Consider the following 17,496-nt stretch of genomic DNA (forward strand, 5'->3'; position numbering starts at 1 on the left):
CCTCGACCGCTCCCACGAACTCGGAGGGGTTCGGGACGTTCGACGACGAGGGCAACTACACGCCACGCGAGATCACCTCCGACGACCTGGGGATGTCCTTCGAGGACGCGATCGCCGGGACGATGGTGGAGGTCGAGGACGGCCAGATGGTCAACGGCACGGTCGTGAAGATCGACAAGGACGAGGTCCTGCTCGACATCGGCTACAAGAGCGAGGGCGTGATCCCCAGCCGCGAGCTGAGCATCCGCAACGACGTCGATCCCGGTGAGGTCGTCGCGATCGGCGAGGCCGTCGAGGCGCTCGTGCTCACCAAGGAGGACAAGGAGGGGCGGCTCGTCCTCTCCAAGAAGCGTGCCCAGTACGAGCGGGCGTGGGGCGACATCGAGGCCAAGAAGGAGGCCGACGAGGTCGTGTCCGGCCCGGTCATCGAGGTCGTCAAGGGCGGCCTCATCGTCGACATCGGCCTGCGCGGCTTCCTGCCCGCGTCTCTCGTCGAGCTGCGTCGCGTGCGTGATCTGCAGCCCTACATCGGCACCCAGGTGAGCGCGAAGATCATCGAGCTCGACAAGAACCGCAACAACGTCGTGCTCAGTCGGCGGGCCTACCTCGAGGAGAACCAGAAGGAGACCCGCGACCAGTTCCTCAACGACCTCAAGGTCGGCGAGGTGCGCGAGGGCACGGTCTCGAGCGTCGTCTCGTTCGGTGCGTTCGTCGACCTCGGCGGGATGGACGGGCTCATCCACGTGTCCGAGCTCTCCTGGAAGCACGTCGACCACCCCGGCTCGGTCGTCTCGGTCGGCGATCCGGTCAAGGTCCAGGTGCTCGACGTCGACTTCAGCCGCGAGCGCATCAGCCTCTCGCTGAAGGCCACGCAGCAGGATCCGTGGCAGGAGTTCGCCGAGGGCCACCAGGTCGGCCAGCTCGTCTACGGCCGGGTCACCAAGCTCGTCCAGTTCGGCGCCTTCGTCCAGGTCGGCGACGGCATCGAGGGCCTCGTGCACATCTCGGAGATGTCGGCGCACCACGTCGACAGCCCCGAGCAGGTGGTGACCCCCGGAGAGGAGCTGTGGGTCAAGATCATCGATCTCGACCTCGCCCGTCGCCGGATCAGCCTGTCGATCAAGCAGGCCGCCGAGGGCGGCGAGCTCGCCGCCGAGTACCGCGAGCACTTCGAGATCGACGAGGCCGGCAACTACGTCCAGGGCGAGACCTCCGCCGAGGCCGAGGCCGCGTGGACCGAGTACTACGGCGACGGGACCGAGCGCCCGGCCGAGGGCGAGGGGGGCGCAGCCGAGGGAGATGCGCCGAGCGACCCGACGGAGGCTGCGGCCGAGGCCGCCGCCGCCGGTCCTCCGGTCGAGGAGCCCGCCACGGCCGAGTGAGCCGACCCCGCGAGGGGTGACCGATCGACGACGGAGCCCGGCTCGACGAGCCGGGCTCCGTCGCGACCGGGGTCTCGATGGCGATCGTCGGTGCCGGGTCGTGGCGGCCGACGGGCGGCGGATGCGGTCCCGGTCGTCGCCGTGGGCCAACATGGCCGCGTGATCGTGGTGGGGCTGACCGGCGGGATCGGGGCGGGCAAGTCGACGGTGTCGTCGATGCTCGCCGAGAGGGGAGCGGTGATCGTCGACGCGGACCGGATCGCCCGTGATCTCCAGGCCCCCGGAGCTCCGCTGCTGGACGAGATGGCGGAGCGCTTCGGCGGTCACATCATCGACGGCGACGGCGCCCTCGATCGCGGCGCGGTCGCCGAGATCGTGTTCAGCGACGCGGACGCGCTCGCCGACCTCAACGCGATCGTCCACCCGGCGATGCAGTCCGAGATCCAGTCGCAGATCGATGCGCACCGCGAGTCGGATCGCGTCGTCGTGCTCGACTTCCCGCTCCTCGGCGAGAACCCCCGGGAGGACCTCGCGGCGACGATCGTCGTCGACGTGCCCCACGACGTCGCCGTCGAGCGCGCCGTCGCGCGCGGGATGGAGGCAGGCGACGTGCGCAACCGGATCGCCAGCCAGATCTCCCGCGAGGAGCGGCGATCGAGGGCGACCCACGTCGTCGACAACAGCGGCGACCTCGACGACCTGCGCGAGCAGGTCGACGCCGTGTGGGCCGAGCTCGCCTCGATCGTCGACGAGCAGCGCTCCTGACGGCGCGCCGCCGAACGCCGCGGCAGCGCCCATGTCCGACGACAGCGCCCCGGACGGATCGTCTCGCGGCTCCGCTCCGAGCCGGCGCACCTCGGCGCCGGTCCTCCGACGAGGGCCACCGTCGCACCGGTCGCTGCGCCTCGCGGGTCAGGACGGCCGAGGGCGCGGTGACGGCAGGGGGTCGATCCGGACGTCGGCGATCGGCACGTCGGGCTCCGGGGTCGTGGTGCGGTAGCGCTCGCCGTGGTCGGGGCCCAGCTCGTCGAACGCCCGCTCGACCAGTTCGACGTAGTTCCGCCGCACGGCCGCCGTCCCCGCGTCGCGGTGCTCGCGGTAGCGCTCGATCGACGAGCTGCGCGGGACGTAGGTGACGATGCGTCGACCGCTCGCGCCTCCGTGCGGGTCGCCGACCCGGCGAGCGGCGCCGTCGCCCACGTCGCGGAGGTCGAGCACGACGGCGTCCGTCACGTCGACGCGGTCGTAGGCCCGCTCACGCCAGTCGAGGTCGGCCAGCTCGTCCGCCCCGACCGCGAAGACCACGCCGTTCGCGGTCGCGCCCTCCTCGGCGACGAGACCGAGCGAGACGACGAGACCGCCGACCACCTCGCCGCCGTCCGGTGTCGACCAGTCGCCGCGCAGCACGGCGGAGCCGTAGTTCCAGGCCCGTCGGTACCCGTGGAGCTCCGCCGCGACCACGTCGTGCGCGAGCGTCACGTCGCGGCCGATCGTCGCGCCGAGCGAGGCGGGCGAGACCAGCGAGCCGTAGGCGAAGATCCACGTCCGATCGGTGCCGGCCGCAGCCGGCGGTTCGTGGCGCGTGCTCATCTCGACGACCGGCCTCCGGTCAGCTCGACGCGACCGTCGCGATCATCAGCCGGGTGCCGATCCCGATCGCTCGCTCGTCGACGTCGAACAGACCGGCGTGGAGGTCGAGCCGTGGCGCCGACGACCGCACGTCGTGGACGCCGAGGCGCACGTACGCCCCCGGCACCTCACGGGTCAGCCAGGCGAAGTCGTCGCCGCCCCAGCTCTGCTCGGCGTCGACGATCGTCGTCCCCTCGATCGCCGCCGCCGCGCCCCGGACGCGCTCCACGACGGCGGCGTCGTTGACCGTCGGCGGCACGCCGTGCGTGTAGTCGATCTCGCAGGTCGCCCCCGAGCCGTCGAGGACGTGCGCGACCGCGGCGCGCACCGTCTCCTCGAGGAGCTCCCAGGCGCTCGACGACGGGGTGCGCACCGAGGCGCGCAGCTCGCAGCGCGTCGGGATGACGTTCGCGGCGTCGCCGCCGTGGACGGCGCCGAACACGAGCTTCACGCCGCCGTCGCCGGCGTCGCTCTCCGCCGCCAGTCGACCGGCCACGATCCCGGGGACCTCGGTCACGACGCGCGCGGCGAGGCCGACGGTGTCGACGGTCAGCTCGGGACGGGCCGTGTGGCCGCCCGGGCCGCCGATCGTGATCGCGACCATGTCGGCGGCCGAGGTGATCGCCCCCGCCCGCAGCCCGATGGTGCCGCAGTCGAGCTTGGGTTCGCAGTGCAGCCCGAGCACCGCGTCGACGTCGGCGAGCCCGTCGTCGGCGAGCACGTCGAGCGCTCCGCCGGGGACGCGCTCCTCGGCGGGTTGGAACACGAACCGGATCGAGCGACCGGCCAGGCGCGGGTGGTCGGCGAAGAACAGCGCCGTCGCGAGCGAGATGGTGGTGTGCACGTCGTGGCCGCAGGCGTGAGCGACGCCGTCGACGGTGCTGCGGTAGGCGACCTGCTTGCGGTCGTGCATCGCGAGGGCGTCGAGGTCGGCGCGCACGGCGACGCGACCGGCGTCGGCGGGCCAGGTGCTGTCGGCGAGCAGCCCGGTCCCCGACGTCAGCCGGCGGATCGCGTACCCGGCGTCGCCGAGCAGGGAGGCGACGACCTCGGTGGTCCGGTGCTCGGCGCCGCTCAGCTCGGGGTGGGCGTGGAGGTCCCTCCGGATCGCGACCAGCCGGTCGTGGTGCTCGGCCACCCAGCGTCGTGCCGCGTCCACGACATCGGGTGCGGGGTCGCTCATCGCGCCGTCGGGGTGTCGGTCGCGAGCTCGCGGACCAGGTGGTGGACCACGTCGAGGAGGGTACCGCCGTCGGCCACGACGGCCCGTTGGCGGTCGGTGCCCGACCCGGTGCGCGCGATCTCCAGCACGTCGTCGAGGTGGGCGTCGGTCCCGATGCGATGCGCGGTGGGCCGCAGCACCTCGACGAGCGCCCCGACGAGGTCGCGTGCGTCGACCACGTCGACGAGTCGACCCCCGACCTCCGCCGCGTGCGGGTCGCTCGGCGTCGGCCCCGGGGCGCCCGGCTCGGTCTCGACGATGAGGCGTGCATCGAGGCCGTGGCGGGCCGCCAGCCAGCGGTTCTGCTTCACCGACCACTGGGTCGGCGGGTCGGGGAGGGTCCCCTCCGCGATCCGGTCGAGGCACCACACCACGAGGGTCTGCGCGAGGCCGGCGAGGGCGACCGTCTCGTGGACGGTCGGCATCGCGTCGCACATCCGCAGCTCCACGGTCCCGAAGCCGGGATGGGGTCGGATGTCCCACCACACCTCGCGCACCGTCTCGATGCAGCCGGCCCCGATCAGGGTGTCCATGAAGTCCTCGAACTCCGTCCACTCGGAGATCTGCGGGGGCAGCCCCGCCGTGGGCAGCGACTCGAACACGAGCGACCGCGCCGACGACATCCCCGAGTCGGCGCCCTCGAAGTACGGGCTCGACGCCGACAGCGCGAGGAACACCGGGAGGTGGCGGGTCAGCTCGTTGATCACCGCGATCGCCTGCTCGCCGTCGGGCACGCCGACGTGGATGTGCATCCCGCAGATCAGCAGTCGACGTGCGGGCCACTGCATCGTCTCGATCAGGCGGTGGTACCGCTCGTCGGGGCTGATCAGCTGCTCGCTCGCCAGCGCGAACGGGTGGGTCGCCGAGCTCATCGCCGCGACGTCGCGCCGATCCAGGAGCGGGCGCAGCTCGGCGAGCGTGGCCTGCAGGTCGCGTCGCACGTCCTCGGGCCCGTCGCAGACCCCGGTGATGACCTCGATCGTGCTCTGGAACAGCTCGTGCTTCGCCTTGGGGTGCTCGCCGCCGGGGTGCCCGTCGCCCATCTCGGCGAGGACCTCCCCGGCGATCGAGGCCAGGTCACCGGTCGTGGCGTCGACCAGGTGGAGCTCCATCTCCACCCCGATGGTCGGGCGGGCGTTGGGCTCGAAGTCGATGTTCACGACGAGCGCGCCGCGACGTGCGTCAACGGAACCGCCCGAGGTCGGCGCCGACCTCCTCGGGGGTCGTCCGCGGGCCGTACCGAGCGAGCACCGTCCCGTCGCCGCCGACCAGGAACTTCTCGAAGTTCCACACGATGTCGGAGGTGTCGCCGTCACCGGGCTGGCCGGCCTTGAGCAGGGTGTACAGCTCGCTCTCGCCGTCGCCGTTCACGTCGACCTTGGAGAACATCGGGAAGTCGACGTCGAACTCGGTGGTGACGAACTCGAGGATCTCGGCGTCGGTCCCGGGTTCCTGGTCACCGAACTGGTTGCTCGGCACGCCGAGCACGACCAGGTCGTCGTTGTCGTGGTGGAGCGCACGCAGACCTGCGTACTGGGGGGTGAGCCCTCATCTGCTCGCGACGTTGACCACGAGCGCCATCGAGCCCTCGTAGTCGGCGAAGCTCACCTGGTCACCGGTGATCGAGGTCATCGAGATGTCGTGGAAGCGCATCGGGTCGACGGTAGCGCCCCCACGGACACGCCTCCACGACGGCGGGCATCACGCTGGGGCTCATCGGCGCCGAGGGTGGGTAGCATCGGGTCGCTGATGTCCGACGACGACCGATCGACGATGGCGCACGGGCGACGCGCACGTCCGCACGCACGTTGAGCAGATGCTGACCGCCCTCGGCCTGCTGGCCGTCGTCGCGCTCGTCGCGGCCAACGGCTACTTCGTCGCCGCCGAGTTCGCCTACGTCGCCGCGCGCCGCCAGAAGTTCTCCGAGGGAGCGGCCGACGGCGATCGCAAGTCGCGCAGCGCGCTCGAGGTGCACCGGCGCCTGAGCTTCATGCTGTCGGGGGCCCAGCTCGGGATCACGGTCACCTCGCTGGTGCTCGGCTTCATCGCACGGCCCGCGATCGCCGGCGCGATCGACCCGGTGGTGCGTGCCGTCGGGGTGTCGCCGAGCGCGAGCTTCGGGATCTCGCTGGGTGTCGCCTTCGTGCTCGCGACGATCTTCCAGATGGTGTTCGGCGAGCTGGCGCCGAAGAACCTCGCGATCGCGAAGCCCGAACCGGTGGCACGGGCCGTGGCGCGCACGACGTTGCTGTTCATGCGGGTCGCCGGCCCGCTGATCCGGCTGTTCGACGGGGCCGCGAACCGGCTGCTGCGCATGGTCGGGATCGAGCCGGTCGAGGAGCTGCCCGGCGGGGTGTCGGCCGAGGAGCTCGACCTGATCGTCGACTCCTCCGCCGAGTCGGGTCACCTGACCCACTCCCAGGCGACCCTGCTCGAGCGGGCGATCGACTTCGCCGAGCTCGAGGCGTCGGACGCGATGGTCGCGTGGAACAAGGTGGTGTCGATCGACGCGACGGCCAGCGCATCCGACCTGCGCGACGCGATGGCGTCGCACCGCTCGCGCTTCCCGGTGCTCGACGTCGACGGCAAGGTCCAGGGCATCGTGCACGCGAAGGACCTCCTCGGGATCGCGCGGTCGAGCTACGGATCCACCACGGTCGCCTCCTTCATGCACGACGTGATCGCCGTGCCGGAGCGGGCGAGCCTCACGGTGGTGCTGTCGGAGCTGCGCACCCACAGCACCGAGATCGCCCTCGTCGTCGACGAGTACGGCGGTCCCGCCGGGATCATCACGCTCGAGGACGTCGTCGAGGAGCTCGTCGGCGAGATCGAGGACGAGTACGACCCCGCCGAGGCGGCCGAGCACTTCGAGACCGAGCCCGGGGTGTGGACGGTGTCGGCCACCTCGCGACCCGACGAGATCGAGCGGATGACCGGGATGCAGCTCCCCGACGGCGAGTACGACACCGTCGCCGGGCTCGTGCTCGACCGCCTGGAGCGTCTCGCCGAGGTCGGCGATCGCGTCGACGTCGACGGGGTGCGCATCGAGGTCACGCGCATCGACGGCTACGCGATCGAGGAGGTCCGGCTGTGCGTCGACCCCGACGCCGATGCCGACGCGACGGCGCCCGACGGCGACGGGGGTGACGAACCCGACGGCGACGGCTCCGACGACGCGGTCGCCACGACGTCGCTCGAGCACGATCCCGACGCCGCGGCGCTGCACGCGGACGGGGTGGGCGCGATCTCGGAGCCGGACGAGGGAGAGCGCCCGTGATCGCCGCGCTGATCGCCGCCGAGGAGGGGGTGCGGGTCGACGGGTTCGGCCTGACGTTCGCCCTGGTGCTGCTGATCCTCAACGGGTTCTTCGTCGCCGCCGAGTTCGCTCTGCTCGCCTCGCGCCGCTCGCGCATCGAGCAGCTCGCGGCCGACGGCAAGAAGTCGGCGAAGTCGGCGCTGGCCGGCATCCGCGAGCTGACCCTCATGCTCGCCGGCGCGCAGCTCGGGATCACGATGTGCTCGCTCGGCCTCGGCCTCGTGGCGGAGCCCGCGGTGGCCGGGATCTTCGAGGGGTTGCTGGGAACCGTCGTCGGCGAGACGACCTCCCACGTCATCGGGTTCGCGATCGCGCTCTCGATCGTGGTGTTCCTGCACATGGTCGTCGGCGAGATGGCGCCGAAGTCGTGGGCGATCTCGCACCCGGAGGACTCCGCGCTCAAGCTGGCCCGCCCGTTCCGCGCCTTCGTCACGGTGTTCCGACCGGTGATCTGGTTCATGAACGGGCTCGCCAACCTGGTCGTCAAGGCGGTCGGCGTCGAGCCCCAGGACGAGCGGGCGATGGCGCACTCGCCGGGCGACCTCCTGCTCCTGCTCGAGGAGTCCGCCGGCCACGGCGGGCTCGCCGCGACCGAGCACGAGCTGCTGACCCGTTCGCTCGAGCTGTCGGGGCTCACCGCCGCCGACGCGATGACGGTGCGGCGTGACATCGTCGCGGTGTCGTCGGACTCCTCGGCCGACGACGCCGCCGCCGAGGCCCATCGCACCGGTCGGAGCCGGATCATCGTGTTCGACGGCGACCTCGACCACGTCGAGGGGTTCATCCACGCGAAGGACCTGCTGCGCCTCCCGGACGGGTCGTGGCGGTCGACGGCGGTCGGCAAGATCGTGCGCCGGGTGATGGTGACACCGGAGCACCACGGCCTCGAGGACCTCCTGCTCGAGATGCGCACCGAGCGCCAGCACATCGCGCTCGTGATCGACGAGCACGGCACCGTCGTCGGGCTGGTCACCCTCGAGGACATCCTCGAGGAGCTGATCGGCGACTTCGACGACGAGTCGGATCGTCGTCTCGGCGACTGCGTGGCCCTCGACGACGGCACCTACCGGGTCAACGGCACCCTGCGCCACGACGAGTTCCACGAGTGCACCGGGGTGGAGCTCCCCGACGGCGAGTGGACCACCGTCGCCGGGTACGTGATCGCGGCGCTCGACGAGATCCCCAGCGCCGGCGACCGGATCTCGACCGATCTCGGGACCTTCGAGGTGCTGGCGATGGACGGCTACGCGATCGACGCCCTGCGCGTGAGGTTCGCCGATCCCGTCGCCTGACGCGCCGGGCGTCGTGCGTCGATCGAACACCTGTTCAGTCGGTAGGATCACCCCATGACCGACACCGTCGCGGACCCCGCCGTCGTCGACGCCCCCTCCTCGGTGCCCCGCTCCGGGGCGGTCGAGCAGGATCTGGCCGTGCTCGGCCACGACGTCGAGGCGCCCGACTACGGCGCCGACGACGCCCGGGCGTTCCAGGTGGTCTCGGAGTTCGAACCGGCCGGTGCGCAACCCGAGGCGATCGCCGCGCTCGCCCGTGGGGTCGATCGGGGCGACCGGTTCCAGACGCTGCTCGGGATCACCGGCTCGGGCAAGTCGGCCACGATCGCCTGGACGATCGAGAAGGTCCAGAAGCCGACGCTCGTCCTCGCCCCGAACAAGTCGCTCGCCGCCCAGCTCGCCCAGGAGATGCGCGAGTTCTTCCCGAACAACCGGGTCGAGTACTTCGTCAGCTACTACGACTACTACCAGCCCGAGGCGTACATCCCCTCCAGCGACACCTACATCGAGAAGGACTCCTCGGTCAACGACGAGATCGACCGGCTCCGGCACTCGGCGACGGCGGCCCTGCTCACCCGGCGCGACACGATCGTGGTCGCCTCGGTCTCGTGCATCTACGGCATGGGCAACCCCGAGGAGTACCGGGGCCACCTGCTCGACATGAACGTCGGCGTCGACTACGACATGCGCTCGATCCTGCGGCGTCTCGTCGACATGCAGTACGACCGCAACGACATGACGCTCGGGCGCGGCAACTTCCGGGTCCGCGGCGACACGATCGAGATCCACCCGGCGTACGAGGAGAACGTGCTGCGCGTCGAGATGTTCGGCGACACGATCGAGCGGATCACCACGATCGACACGGTGACCGGCGAGAACCTGCGCGACCTCGACCGGGCGTACGTCTTCCCGGCGACCCACTACGCGACGTCGACCGAGCGGTTGCAGACCGCGATGGGCAAGATCGAGCACGAGCTCCAGGTCCGACTGAAGGAGTTCGAGGAGCAGGACAAGCTGCTCGAGGCGCAGCGCCTGCGGATGCGCACCTCGTACGACCTCGAGATGATGGGAGAGGTCGGGTACTGCAACGGCATCGAGAACTACTCGATGCACATGGACGGGCGTGAGTACGGCGAGCCGCCGTTCACCCTGCTCGACTACTTCCCCGACGACTACCTGCTGGTGATCGACGAGAGCCACGTCGCCGTCCCCCAGCTCCACGGCCAGTTCGCCGGCGACCGCAGCCGCAAGGACATGCTCGTCGACCACGGCTTCCGACTCCCCTCCGCGCGCGACAACCGCCCGCTGACCTTCGAGGAGGTGCTCGAGCGGGTCAACCAGGGCATCTTCCTCTCGGCGACGCCGTCGGAGTACGAGCTGCGCGTGTCCGACCAGGTCGTCGAGCAGATCATCCGCCCGACCGGCCTCGTCGACCCCGAGGTGATCGTCAAGCCGACCAAGGGCCAGATCGACGACCTGATGGAGCTGGTCAACGGGCGCATCACCAAGGGTGAGCGGGTGCTCGTCACCACCCTCACCAAGAAGATGGCCGAGGACCTCACCGACTACCTGCTCGAGCAGGGCCTCAAGGTCCGGTACCTGCACTCCAACATCGACACGATCCAGCGGATCGAGATCCTGCGCGCGCTGCGCCTCGGCGAGTTCGACGTGCTGGTCGGCATCAACCTGCTGCGCGAGGGCCTCGACCTCCCCGAGGTGTCGCTGGTCTGCATCCTCGACGCCGACAAGGAGGGGTTCCTGCGCTCGGAGACGTCGCTGATCCAGATGATCGGGCGGGCGGCGCGCAACGTCGACGGCCAGGTGGTGATGTACGCCGACAAGATGACCGACTCGATGACCGCGGCCATCGACGAGACCCAGCGACGCCGCGAGGTCCAGCTCGCCTACAACACCGAGCACGGCATCGACCCGCAGACGATCCGCAAGGCGGTCGGCGACATCCTCTCGATGCTGCGCGGCCCCGAGGACCGGGCCCCGGTGCCGGGGCGCGACCGTCGCCGCCAGCGCGAGCGCGACAAGGTGTCCGACGAGCTGAGGAACCTCCCCCAGAAGGAGCTCACCCGGCTGATCCAGACCCTGGAGGAGGAGATGCACGAGGCGTCGGCCGAGCTGCGCTTCGAGTACGCCGCCAAGCTGCGCGACGAGATCTCCGACCTGCGTCGGGAGATCCAGGACGCCCGCTGACCCGCCCGACCGGGGAGCCGGGTGCCCGTGCGTCGTCAGCGACCGTGACGGCCGGTGAGCGGGACGAACCGCACCCGGGTGAGCACCTCACGCCGATCCCCGCCGGCGGTGCGCGTGATCCTCACGAGCTCCTCGACCCGCTCGCCGACGGGCATGATCAGGCGGCCGCCGGGCGCGAGCTGGTCGAGCAGGGGAGCGGGCACCTCCGCAGCCGCTGCGGTCACGCTGATCGCGTCGTACGGCGCGCCCGGCGGGTGGCCGAGCGACCCGTCGCCCGTGACCACCTCCACCCGGTCGCCGAGGTCGCCGAGGTCGCGGAGTCGACGACGTGCGGCGTCGGCGTGCTCGGTCAGGGTCTCGATCGTCGTGACGTGCGCGGCGAGCGCGCCGAGGACGGCGGCGCCGTAGCCCGAACCGGTGCCGACCTCGAGCACGCGGTCGGTGGGGGAGAGGTCGAGCGCCTGGGTCATCAGGGCGACGATGTAGGGCTGCGAGATCGTGACGCCGAGGCCGATCGGGAGCGGTCGGTCGGTGTAGGCGTCGGCGGCCACCTCCGGCGGGACGAAGAGCTCGCGTGGGACCGTCGCGCAGGCACGCAGGACCCGCTCGTCGTCGATGTCGCGCGCACGGAGTTGGCGCGCGACCATCCGTGCGCGCTCGTCGGCGCGGTCGGTGTCGTCATCCGCGCTCACACGACCCCCCGCGGCCGTCGGCCGTGACCGGCGGTGACGATCGTGCCGACCCGGGGCGAACCTAGGGTTCCCGCCATGCGCGAGATGCACGACCTGGGGTCCGTCCTCGACCACGTCGGGCGGGAGGGGTCGCTCGACGGCACCGTCGTGCAGGGGGTCGACCTATCGGAGTCCGAGCACGTGGTCACCTCGGTCACCTGCCGGGGCACCACCTTCCTCGGCTGCGGGTTGGGCCCCGGCGCGCTGGCCCACGTCATCGCGACCGGCGGGATCGCGTTCCCCGACCTGGACGGCCTCCCGTTCGAGCCGTACCGACCCCGGTTGTACGCGCAGGGCGAGCTCCTCCACGGGTGGGATCCCGACACCGCCGGGTCGTTCGACGAGCGGGCCCTCGACTCGCGCATCCACCGATGGTCGTCGCTCACCCCGCCCGGACGCAACCCGGAGGTGCTCGACGCCCTCGCCCGCCGACTCCACGACCACGCGATCGACGACGCCCTCGGCGAGCACCTCGACGACCACCCCGAGGTCGTGGCCGTGATGGGTGGCCACTCCGTGCTGCGCACCGACGCCGAGTACCGCACCGTCGCCGAGCTGGGGCGGGCGATGGCGCGCGAGGGGTGGTACGTCGCGACCGGTGGTGGACCGGGGGCGATGGAGGCCGCGAACCTGGGTGCCTGGCTGTCTCCCCGCGACGACGACGCCCTCGACGAGGCGCTCGCGCTGCTCTCGGTGGAGCCCGACTTCCACCGGGCGGACGGGTACCTCGCGGCCGGCCTCGACGTCCTGCGACGCTTCGACGACGGAGCCGACAGCCTCGCGGTGCCGACGTGGTTCTACGGTCACGAGCCGACGAACCAGTTCGCCACCAGCGTCGCGAAGTACTTCGCCAACTCCATCCGCGAAGACGGCCTGCTCGCGATCGCGACGCGCGGGGTGGTGTTCGCGCCGGGAGCGGCGGGGACGTTGCAGGAGGTCTTCCAGGACGCGACGCAGAACCACTACGAGGTCTTCGGCGTCGTCAGCCCGATGGTCTTCCTCGACACCGAGTTCTGGACGCGGACCCTCCCGGCCGAGCCGTTGCTGCGGACCCTGGCCGGCGAGCGCGCCTACGCCGACCTCGTCGGCTGCGTCGACGGAGCCGATGCGGCGATGGCCTTCCTGCGCTACCACCCGCCCGTCACCCGGGCGCGGTGACCCACGGCCGCGTCCGGGGAGGTCGCGGCGCGCGCCGTCGGCACACGACCCTCCTGCACGGACCCGATCCGGCGGGTGCGCGCTCCCCGGTCCTGCGCGGCGTCGCGAGGGCGGCCGGCGTGCGAGCGCTACGGTGCGACGTCGTCGACGGATCGGAGAACCGGTGCCCAGCTCGTCCACCTGCACCTTCGAGAGCCCTCGGGGCCACGACCTCCACGCCCGGATCCAGCGGCCCGACGGCGCGGTGCGCGGCTCGGCGCTGTTCGCCCACTGCTTCACCTGCTCGAAGGACCTGCGCGTCGAGCAGCAGATCACGACCGCGCTCACCGCGCACGGGTTCGCGGTGATGGCGTTCGACTTCACCGGTCTGGGCGAGAGCGCCGGCGACTTCGCCGACACCACGTTCACCGCCGACGTCCGCGACGTCGTCGCGGCGGCCGCCCACCTCGAGTCCGCGGTGGCCCCGACCACGCTCCTCGTCGGCCACTCCCTCGGCGGGGCGGCCGTGCTCAGCGCCGCCGCCGACATCGAGTCGGTCGCGGCGGTCGCGACGATCGCCGCCCCGGCGGACCCGAGCCACGTGCAGCACGCCTTCGATCACGCCGTCGACGAGATCGCGGCGCAGGGTTCCGCCGAGGTCACCATCGCCGGTCGGACCCTGACGATCGGTCGGGGCTTCGTCGAGGACCTGCGCGATCAGCGCCTGCTCGAGCGCGTCGCCCGGCTGGGCAGCCCGCTGCTGGTGATGCACTCGCCCGTCGACGAGGTGGTCGGGGTGGACGACGCCGGGCGGATCTTCGAGGCAGCGAGGCACCCGAAGAGCTTCGTGTCGCTCGACCGCGCCGATCACCTGCTGTCGACGCCGCCGACGCACGCTACGTCGCGGGGGTGGTCGCCGCCTGGTCGCGGCGCTACCTGCTCGACGGCGACGGCGACGGCGACGGCGACGGCGACGGTGGCGGTGGCGGTGACGATGACGCCGTCGCGCACGACGCCCCCGTGGCCGGCTGACCCCGACCGCGGGCGGGGGGCGGTGACATGGGTCGACGGATTCCTGAACACACGTTCGTCGGTAGGATGGCGCGCTCATGGCCTCCCGCACCCCCGCCGCCACGTCCGATCGACCGACGACGACCCGGAAGCGAGCCGCACGGTCGAAGCTGCGCGCCGATGCGCCGCAGATCGCCGTGCGCGGCGCGCGCGAGCACAACCTGAAGAACGTCAACGTCGAGCTCCCGCGCGACAAGCTCGTCGTGTTCACCGGGCTCTCCGGGTCGGGCAAGTCGAGCCTCGCGTTCGACACGATCTACGCCGAGGGCCAGCGCCGCTACGTCGAGTCGCTCAGCTCCTACGCGCGCCAGTTCCTCGGCCAGATGGACAAGCCCGACGTCGACGTCATCGACGGGCTGTCGCCGGCGATCTCGATCGACCAGAAGTCGGCGTCGCGCAACCCCCGCTCGACGGTCGGGACGATCACCGAGGTCTACGACTACCTCCGTCTGCTCTACGCCCGCATCGGCGTCCAGCACTGCCCCAACGACGGAACCCCGCTCCAGCGCCAGACGCCGCAGCAGATCGTCGACCGCATCCTCGAGATGGAGGCCGGGCTGCGCTTCCAGGTGCTCGCCCCGGTGGTGCGCGGCCGCAAGGGCGACTACGACACCCTGCTGCAGGACCTGTCCGGCCAGGGCTACGTGCGTGCCGTGATCGACGGTGAGATCGCCGACATCGACGAGTTCCTGCAGCGCGACGAGCGCCTGGCCCGCTACGAGAACCACACGATCGCCGTCGTCGTCGACCGGCTCGTGCTGAAGGAGGGGATCGAGCGCCGCCTGACCGACTCCCTCGAGGGCGCGCTGAAGCTGGCCGAGGGCGTCGCCGAGATCGAGATCGTCCACCGCGACGCGGACAACGAGACGATCACCTTCAGCCAGCACCTGGCCTGCCCGGTGTGCGACAACAGCTACGACGAGCCCGCCCCGCGCAACTTCTCGTTCAACTCGCCCTACGGCGCGTGCGCGACCTGCGACGGTCTCGGAACGACGTTCGAGGTCGACCCGGAGCTGATCGTCCCCGACGGTGAGGTGTCGCTGCGCGACGGCGCGATCGCCCCGTGGCGCAGCGCGAACACCCAGTACTTCACGCGGATGCTCGAGTCGGTCGCGAACGGCAACGACATCGACCTCGACGAGGCGTGGGACGACCTGACCGCGAAGCAGCGCAAGCTGATCCTCCACGGCGTCAAGGGCAAGATGACCGTGAAGTACAAGAACCGCTACGGGCGGCAGCGCTCGTACTCCACCGAGTACGAGGGTGTGATCCCGTGGCTGAAGCGCCGCCACGAGGGCTCCGACTCGGAGTGGTCGCGCGAGCAGTACGAGGGCTACATGCGCCTCGTCGCCTGCTCGGCGTGCGACGGCGCCCGGCTCAAGCCGGCGACGCTCGCGGTGACGATCGACGGCAAGCACATCGCCGAGGTGTGCGACATGTCGATCGGCGAGTCGGCCAAGTTCCTCGCTGCGCTCGAGCTCAGCGAGCGCGACCGGATGATCGCCGAGCGGGTGACGAAGGAGATCAACGCCCGCCTCGGGTTCCTCCTCGACGTCGGCCTCGACTACCTCACGATGTCGCGCTCGGCGGGCACCCTCGCCGGCGGGGAGGCGCAGCGCATCCGGCTCGCCTCGCAGATCGGCTCCGGACTCGTCGGCACCCTGTACGTGCTCGACGAGCCATCGATCGGGCTGCACCAGCGCGACAACCAGCGGCTCATCGACACCCTCACCCGGCTGCGCGACCTCGGCAACACCGTGATCGTCGTCGAGCACGACGAGGACACGATCCGCGCGTCCGACTGGATCGTCGACATCGGCCCCGGCGCGGGCGAGCACGGCGGCGAGGTCGTCTACGCGGGGGCGGTGCCCGGCATCGAGAAGGTCAAGGGATCCGTCACCGGGCAGTACCTCTCGGGCCGCAAGTCGATCCCGGTGCCGTCGCAGCGGCGGCCCCAGTCGTTCGGGTCGCTGCAGGTCGTCGGCGCACGGGAGCACAACCTGCGCGACCTCACCGTCGACATCCCCCTCGGCAACTTCGTGTGCGTCACCGGGGTGTCGGGCTCGGGCAAGTCGACGTTGATCCGCGAGATCCTGCTGCCGGTGCTGATGCAGAAGATCTACCGATCCAAGATGCCCGCCGGCAAGCACAAGCGGGTCAACGGCATCGAGAACCTCGACAAGGTCATCGACATGGACCAGTCGCCGATCGGGCGCACCCCGCGCTCCAACCCGGCGACGTACACCGGGGTCTTCGACAAGATCCGCAAGCTGTTCGCGTCGACCAACGAGTCGAAGATCCGGGGCTACCTGCCGGGTCGCTTCTCGTTCAACGTCAAGGGCGGTCGGTGCGAGGCGTGCGCCGGCGACGGGACGATCAAGATCGAGATGCACTTCCTCCCCGACGTGTACGTCCCGTGCGAGGTGTGCAAGGGGGCGCGCTTCAACCGCGACACCCTCGACATCGAGTTCAAGGGCAAGAACATCGCCGACGTGCTCGACATGCCGGTCTCCGAGGCGGTCGACTTCTTCGCCAACCAGCCCGGCATCGCGCGCTACATGGAGACCCTGGTGGACGTCGGCCTCGGCTACGTCCGGCTCGGTCAGTCGGCACCGACGCTGTCGGGGGGCGAGGCTCAGCGCGTCAAGCTGGCCACCGAGCTGGCCAAGCGCTCGACGGGCCACACGATCTACCTGCTCGACGAACCGACGACCGGGCTGCACTTCGACGACGTGCGCCGCCTGCTGACGGTCCTGCAGCGCCTGGTCGACCAGGGGAACACGGTGCTGGTCATCGAGCACAGCCTCGACGTGATCAAGACGGCGGACTGGCTGATCGACCTCGGCCCGCTCGGCGGCAGCGGGGGCGGTTCGATCGTCGCCGAGGGCTCACCCGAGCACGTGGCGAGCGTGGACGCCAGCCACACCGGGCACTACCTGCGCGAGCTGCTCACGACCTGATCCGGCGCACCGCGATCGCGACGAGCGACCAGGCGACGAAGCACGCCCCCGCGGCGAGGGTGCCCGCCGCGATCCCGAGCAGGTTCGCGACGGCGTCGTCGAACTCGACGGCCCGGGTGCGCGAGTAGCGGCCCTGAGCCAGCTCCAGGCCCACCGAGGCGATGGCGAGGAGGGCTGCCGACAGCACGAGGCCGCGCCACGACCAGATCGCCAGCGCGCCCAGCGCGGACACGACGGCCCAGATGGCGACGTGGACGAGGAAGTCGGTCGGCGGGAGGTCGGAACCCGCCGGCAGGGCGACCCGCTCGGACGCGTCGACGCGGTCCCACAGCGCTCGGGTCCGGTCGCCGAACACCGACTCGAGCAGACGGGGCGCCCGATCGGCGAGCAGCAGCGCGACGGTCGACAGCGCGGCGGCGACGCCGACGAGACCGATCAGGGCGCGCAGCGCCAGCGGTGGCCGGTCGCGCGGAGCGGGCCCCGGTCGCCGGGGCGGCCGCTGCCGGTCGGGCCGGGCCGTGACCGGCATCTCGAGGGTGTCCACGCGATCA

General features: G+C 71.3%; 13 protein-coding genes and 2 pseudogenes. 9 read left to right on the forward strand and 6 right to left on the reverse strand.

The genetic code is table 11. The features are described 5' to 3' along the window. Positions 1 to 92 precede the first annotated feature (92 nt). Positions 93 to 1,382 carry a 30S ribosomal protein S1 gene (gene rpsA, locus ACOOHC_RS07295; RefSeq protein ID WP_420453773.1) on the forward strand — a complete coding sequence of 430 codons (1,290 nt, stop codon included), beginning with the start codon at positions 93 to 95 and terminating at the stop codon, positions 1,380 to 1,382. Positions 1,383 to 1,541: 159 nt separating this feature from the next. Then, the gene (coaE, locus tag ACOOHC_RS07300) at positions 1,542 to 2,147 is read left to right on the forward strand and encodes a dephospho-CoA kinase (protein ID WP_420453337.1); all 606 of its coding nucleotides are present in this window, start codon (positions 1,542 to 1,544) and stop codon (positions 2,145 to 2,147) included. A 147-nt stretch (positions 2,148 to 2,294) separates the two neighbouring features. Here the strand turns inward: coaE and ACOOHC_RS07305 are convergent, their stop codons facing one another. The 4 genes and pseudogenes from ACOOHC_RS07305 to ACOOHC_RS07320 all read right to left on the reverse strand — a co-directional run. Beyond that, positions 2,295 to 2,972 carry a gamma-glutamylcyclotransferase family protein gene (locus ACOOHC_RS07305; RefSeq protein WP_420453338.1) on the reverse strand — a complete coding sequence of 226 codons (678 nt, stop codon included), beginning with the start codon at positions 2,970 to 2,972 and terminating at the stop codon, positions 2,295 to 2,297. A 19-nt stretch (positions 2,973 to 2,991) separates the two neighbouring features. Continuing rightward, positions 2,992 to 4,194: an amidohydrolase gene (locus tag ACOOHC_RS07310; protein ID WP_420453339.1), complete on the reverse strand. Its 1,203-nt coding sequence runs from the start codon at positions 4,192 to 4,194 to the stop codon at positions 2,992 to 2,994. Next, on the reverse strand, positions 4,191 to 5,393 hold the full coding sequence (locus ACOOHC_RS07315; protein ID WP_420453340.1) for a carboxylate-amine ligase: 1,203 nt from the start codon (positions 5,391 to 5,393) through the stop codon (positions 4,191 to 4,193). The genes ACOOHC_RS07310 and ACOOHC_RS07315 overlap by 4 nt, the downstream gene beginning before the upstream one ends. Before the next feature lie 22 nt (positions 5,394 to 5,415). Continuing rightward, positions 5,416 to 5,769: pseudogene (locus tag ACOOHC_RS07320) on the reverse strand (glutathione peroxidase); the annotation flags it as partial. A 280-nt stretch (positions 5,770 to 6,049) separates the two neighbouring features. On the opposite strand from ACOOHC_RS07320, the gene ACOOHC_RS07325 reads away from it, so the two are divergent. From ACOOHC_RS07325 to uvrB, 3 genes are read left to right on the forward strand one after another with little or no spacing between them, the layout of a single operon-like run. Next, on the forward strand, positions 6,050 to 7,510 hold the full coding sequence (locus ACOOHC_RS07325; protein ID WP_420453341.1) for a hemolysin family protein: 1,461 nt from the start codon (positions 6,050 to 6,052) through the stop codon (positions 7,508 to 7,510). Beyond that, on the forward strand, positions 7,507 to 8,841 hold the full coding sequence (locus ACOOHC_RS07330; protein ID WP_420453342.1) for a hemolysin family protein: 1,335 nt from the start codon (positions 7,507 to 7,509) through the stop codon (positions 8,839 to 8,841). Before ACOOHC_RS07325 ends, ACOOHC_RS07330 begins: the two co-directional genes overlap by 4 nt. A gap of 54 nt (positions 8,842 to 8,895) precedes the next feature. Next, positions 8,896 to 11,046: an excinuclease ABC subunit UvrB gene (gene uvrB, locus ACOOHC_RS07335; RefSeq protein ID WP_420453343.1), complete on the forward strand. Its 2,151-nt coding sequence runs from the start codon at positions 8,896 to 8,898 to the stop codon at positions 11,044 to 11,046. Positions 11,047 to 11,081: 35 nt separating this feature from the next. Here uvrB and ACOOHC_RS07340 read toward each other — a convergent pair whose 3' ends face one another. Continuing rightward, the gene (locus ACOOHC_RS07340) at positions 11,082 to 11,738 is read right to left on the reverse strand and encodes a protein-L-isoaspartate(D-aspartate) O-methyltransferase (protein ID WP_420453344.1); all 657 of its coding nucleotides are present in this window, start codon (positions 11,736 to 11,738) and stop codon (positions 11,082 to 11,084) included. A 75-nt stretch (positions 11,739 to 11,813) separates the two neighbouring features. On the opposite strand from ACOOHC_RS07340, the gene ACOOHC_RS07345 reads away from it, so the two are divergent. From ACOOHC_RS07345 to uvrA, 4 genes and pseudogenes are all read left to right on the forward strand, one after another. After that, positions 11,814 to 12,935 (forward strand): LOG family protein, encoded by a 1,122-nt coding sequence (locus tag ACOOHC_RS07345; protein WP_420453345.1) that lies wholly within the window; start codon positions 11,814 to 11,816, stop codon positions 12,933 to 12,935. Beyond that, positions 12,883 to 13,779: pseudogene (locus ACOOHC_RS07350) on the forward strand (alpha/beta hydrolase family protein); the annotation flags it as partial. The gene ACOOHC_RS07345 and the pseudogene ACOOHC_RS07350, both read left to right, overlap by 53 nt. A 44-nt stretch (positions 13,780 to 13,823) precedes the next feature. Next, positions 13,824 to 13,946, forward strand: coding sequence for a hypothetical protein (locus ACOOHC_RS07355; protein ID WP_420453346.1), 123 nt, complete (start codon positions 13,824 to 13,826; stop codon positions 13,944 to 13,946). 77 nt (positions 13,947 to 14,023) lie between these two features. Then, positions 14,024 to 16,945 (forward strand): excinuclease ABC subunit UvrA, encoded by a 2,922-nt coding sequence (uvrA, locus tag ACOOHC_RS07360; RefSeq protein WP_420453347.1) that lies wholly within the window; start codon positions 14,024 to 14,026, stop codon positions 16,943 to 16,945. Here uvrA and ACOOHC_RS07365 read toward each other — a convergent pair. Beyond that, a complete protein-coding gene (locus ACOOHC_RS07365) occupies positions 16,935 to 17,489 on the reverse strand; it encodes a hypothetical protein (RefSeq protein ID WP_420453348.1) in 555 nt (184 codons plus the stop codon). The genes uvrA and ACOOHC_RS07365 overlap by 11 nt on opposite strands. Positions 17,490 to 17,496: the final 7 nt, after the last annotated feature.

The organism is Ilumatobacter sp. (assembly GCF_965215205.1).
GTDB lineage: Bacteria > Actinomycetota > Acidimicrobiia > Acidimicrobiales > Ilumatobacteraceae > Ilumatobacter_A.

Excerpts from the sequence above, each read along its gene's own strand:
- uvrA (WP_420453347.1), top strand. The coding sequence starts at position 14,024 with ATGGCCTCCCGCACCCCCGCCGCCACGTCCGATCGACCGACGACGACC.
- rpsA (WP_420453773.1), top strand. The coding sequence starts at position 93 with ATGTCCTTCGAGGACGCGATCGCCGGGACGATGGTGGAGGTCGAGGAC.
- uvrB (WP_420453343.1), top strand. The coding sequence starts at position 8,896 with ATGACCGACACCGTCGCGGACCCCGCCGTCGTCGACGCCCCCTCCTCG.
- ACOOHC_RS07345 (WP_420453345.1), top strand. The coding sequence starts at position 11,814 with ATGCGCGAGATGCACGACCTGGGGTCCGTCCTCGACCACGTCGGGCGG.
- ACOOHC_RS07310 (WP_420453339.1), bottom strand. The coding sequence starts at position 4,194 with ATGAGCGACCCCGCACCCGATGTCGTGGACGCGGCACGACGCTGGGTG.
- ACOOHC_RS07325 (WP_420453341.1), top strand. The coding sequence starts at position 6,050 with ATGCTGACCGCCCTCGGCCTGCTGGCCGTCGTCGCGCTCGTCGCGGCC.
- ACOOHC_RS07305 (WP_420453338.1), bottom strand. The coding sequence starts at position 2,972 with ATGAGCACGCGCCACGAACCGCCGGCTGCGGCCGGCACCGATCGGACG.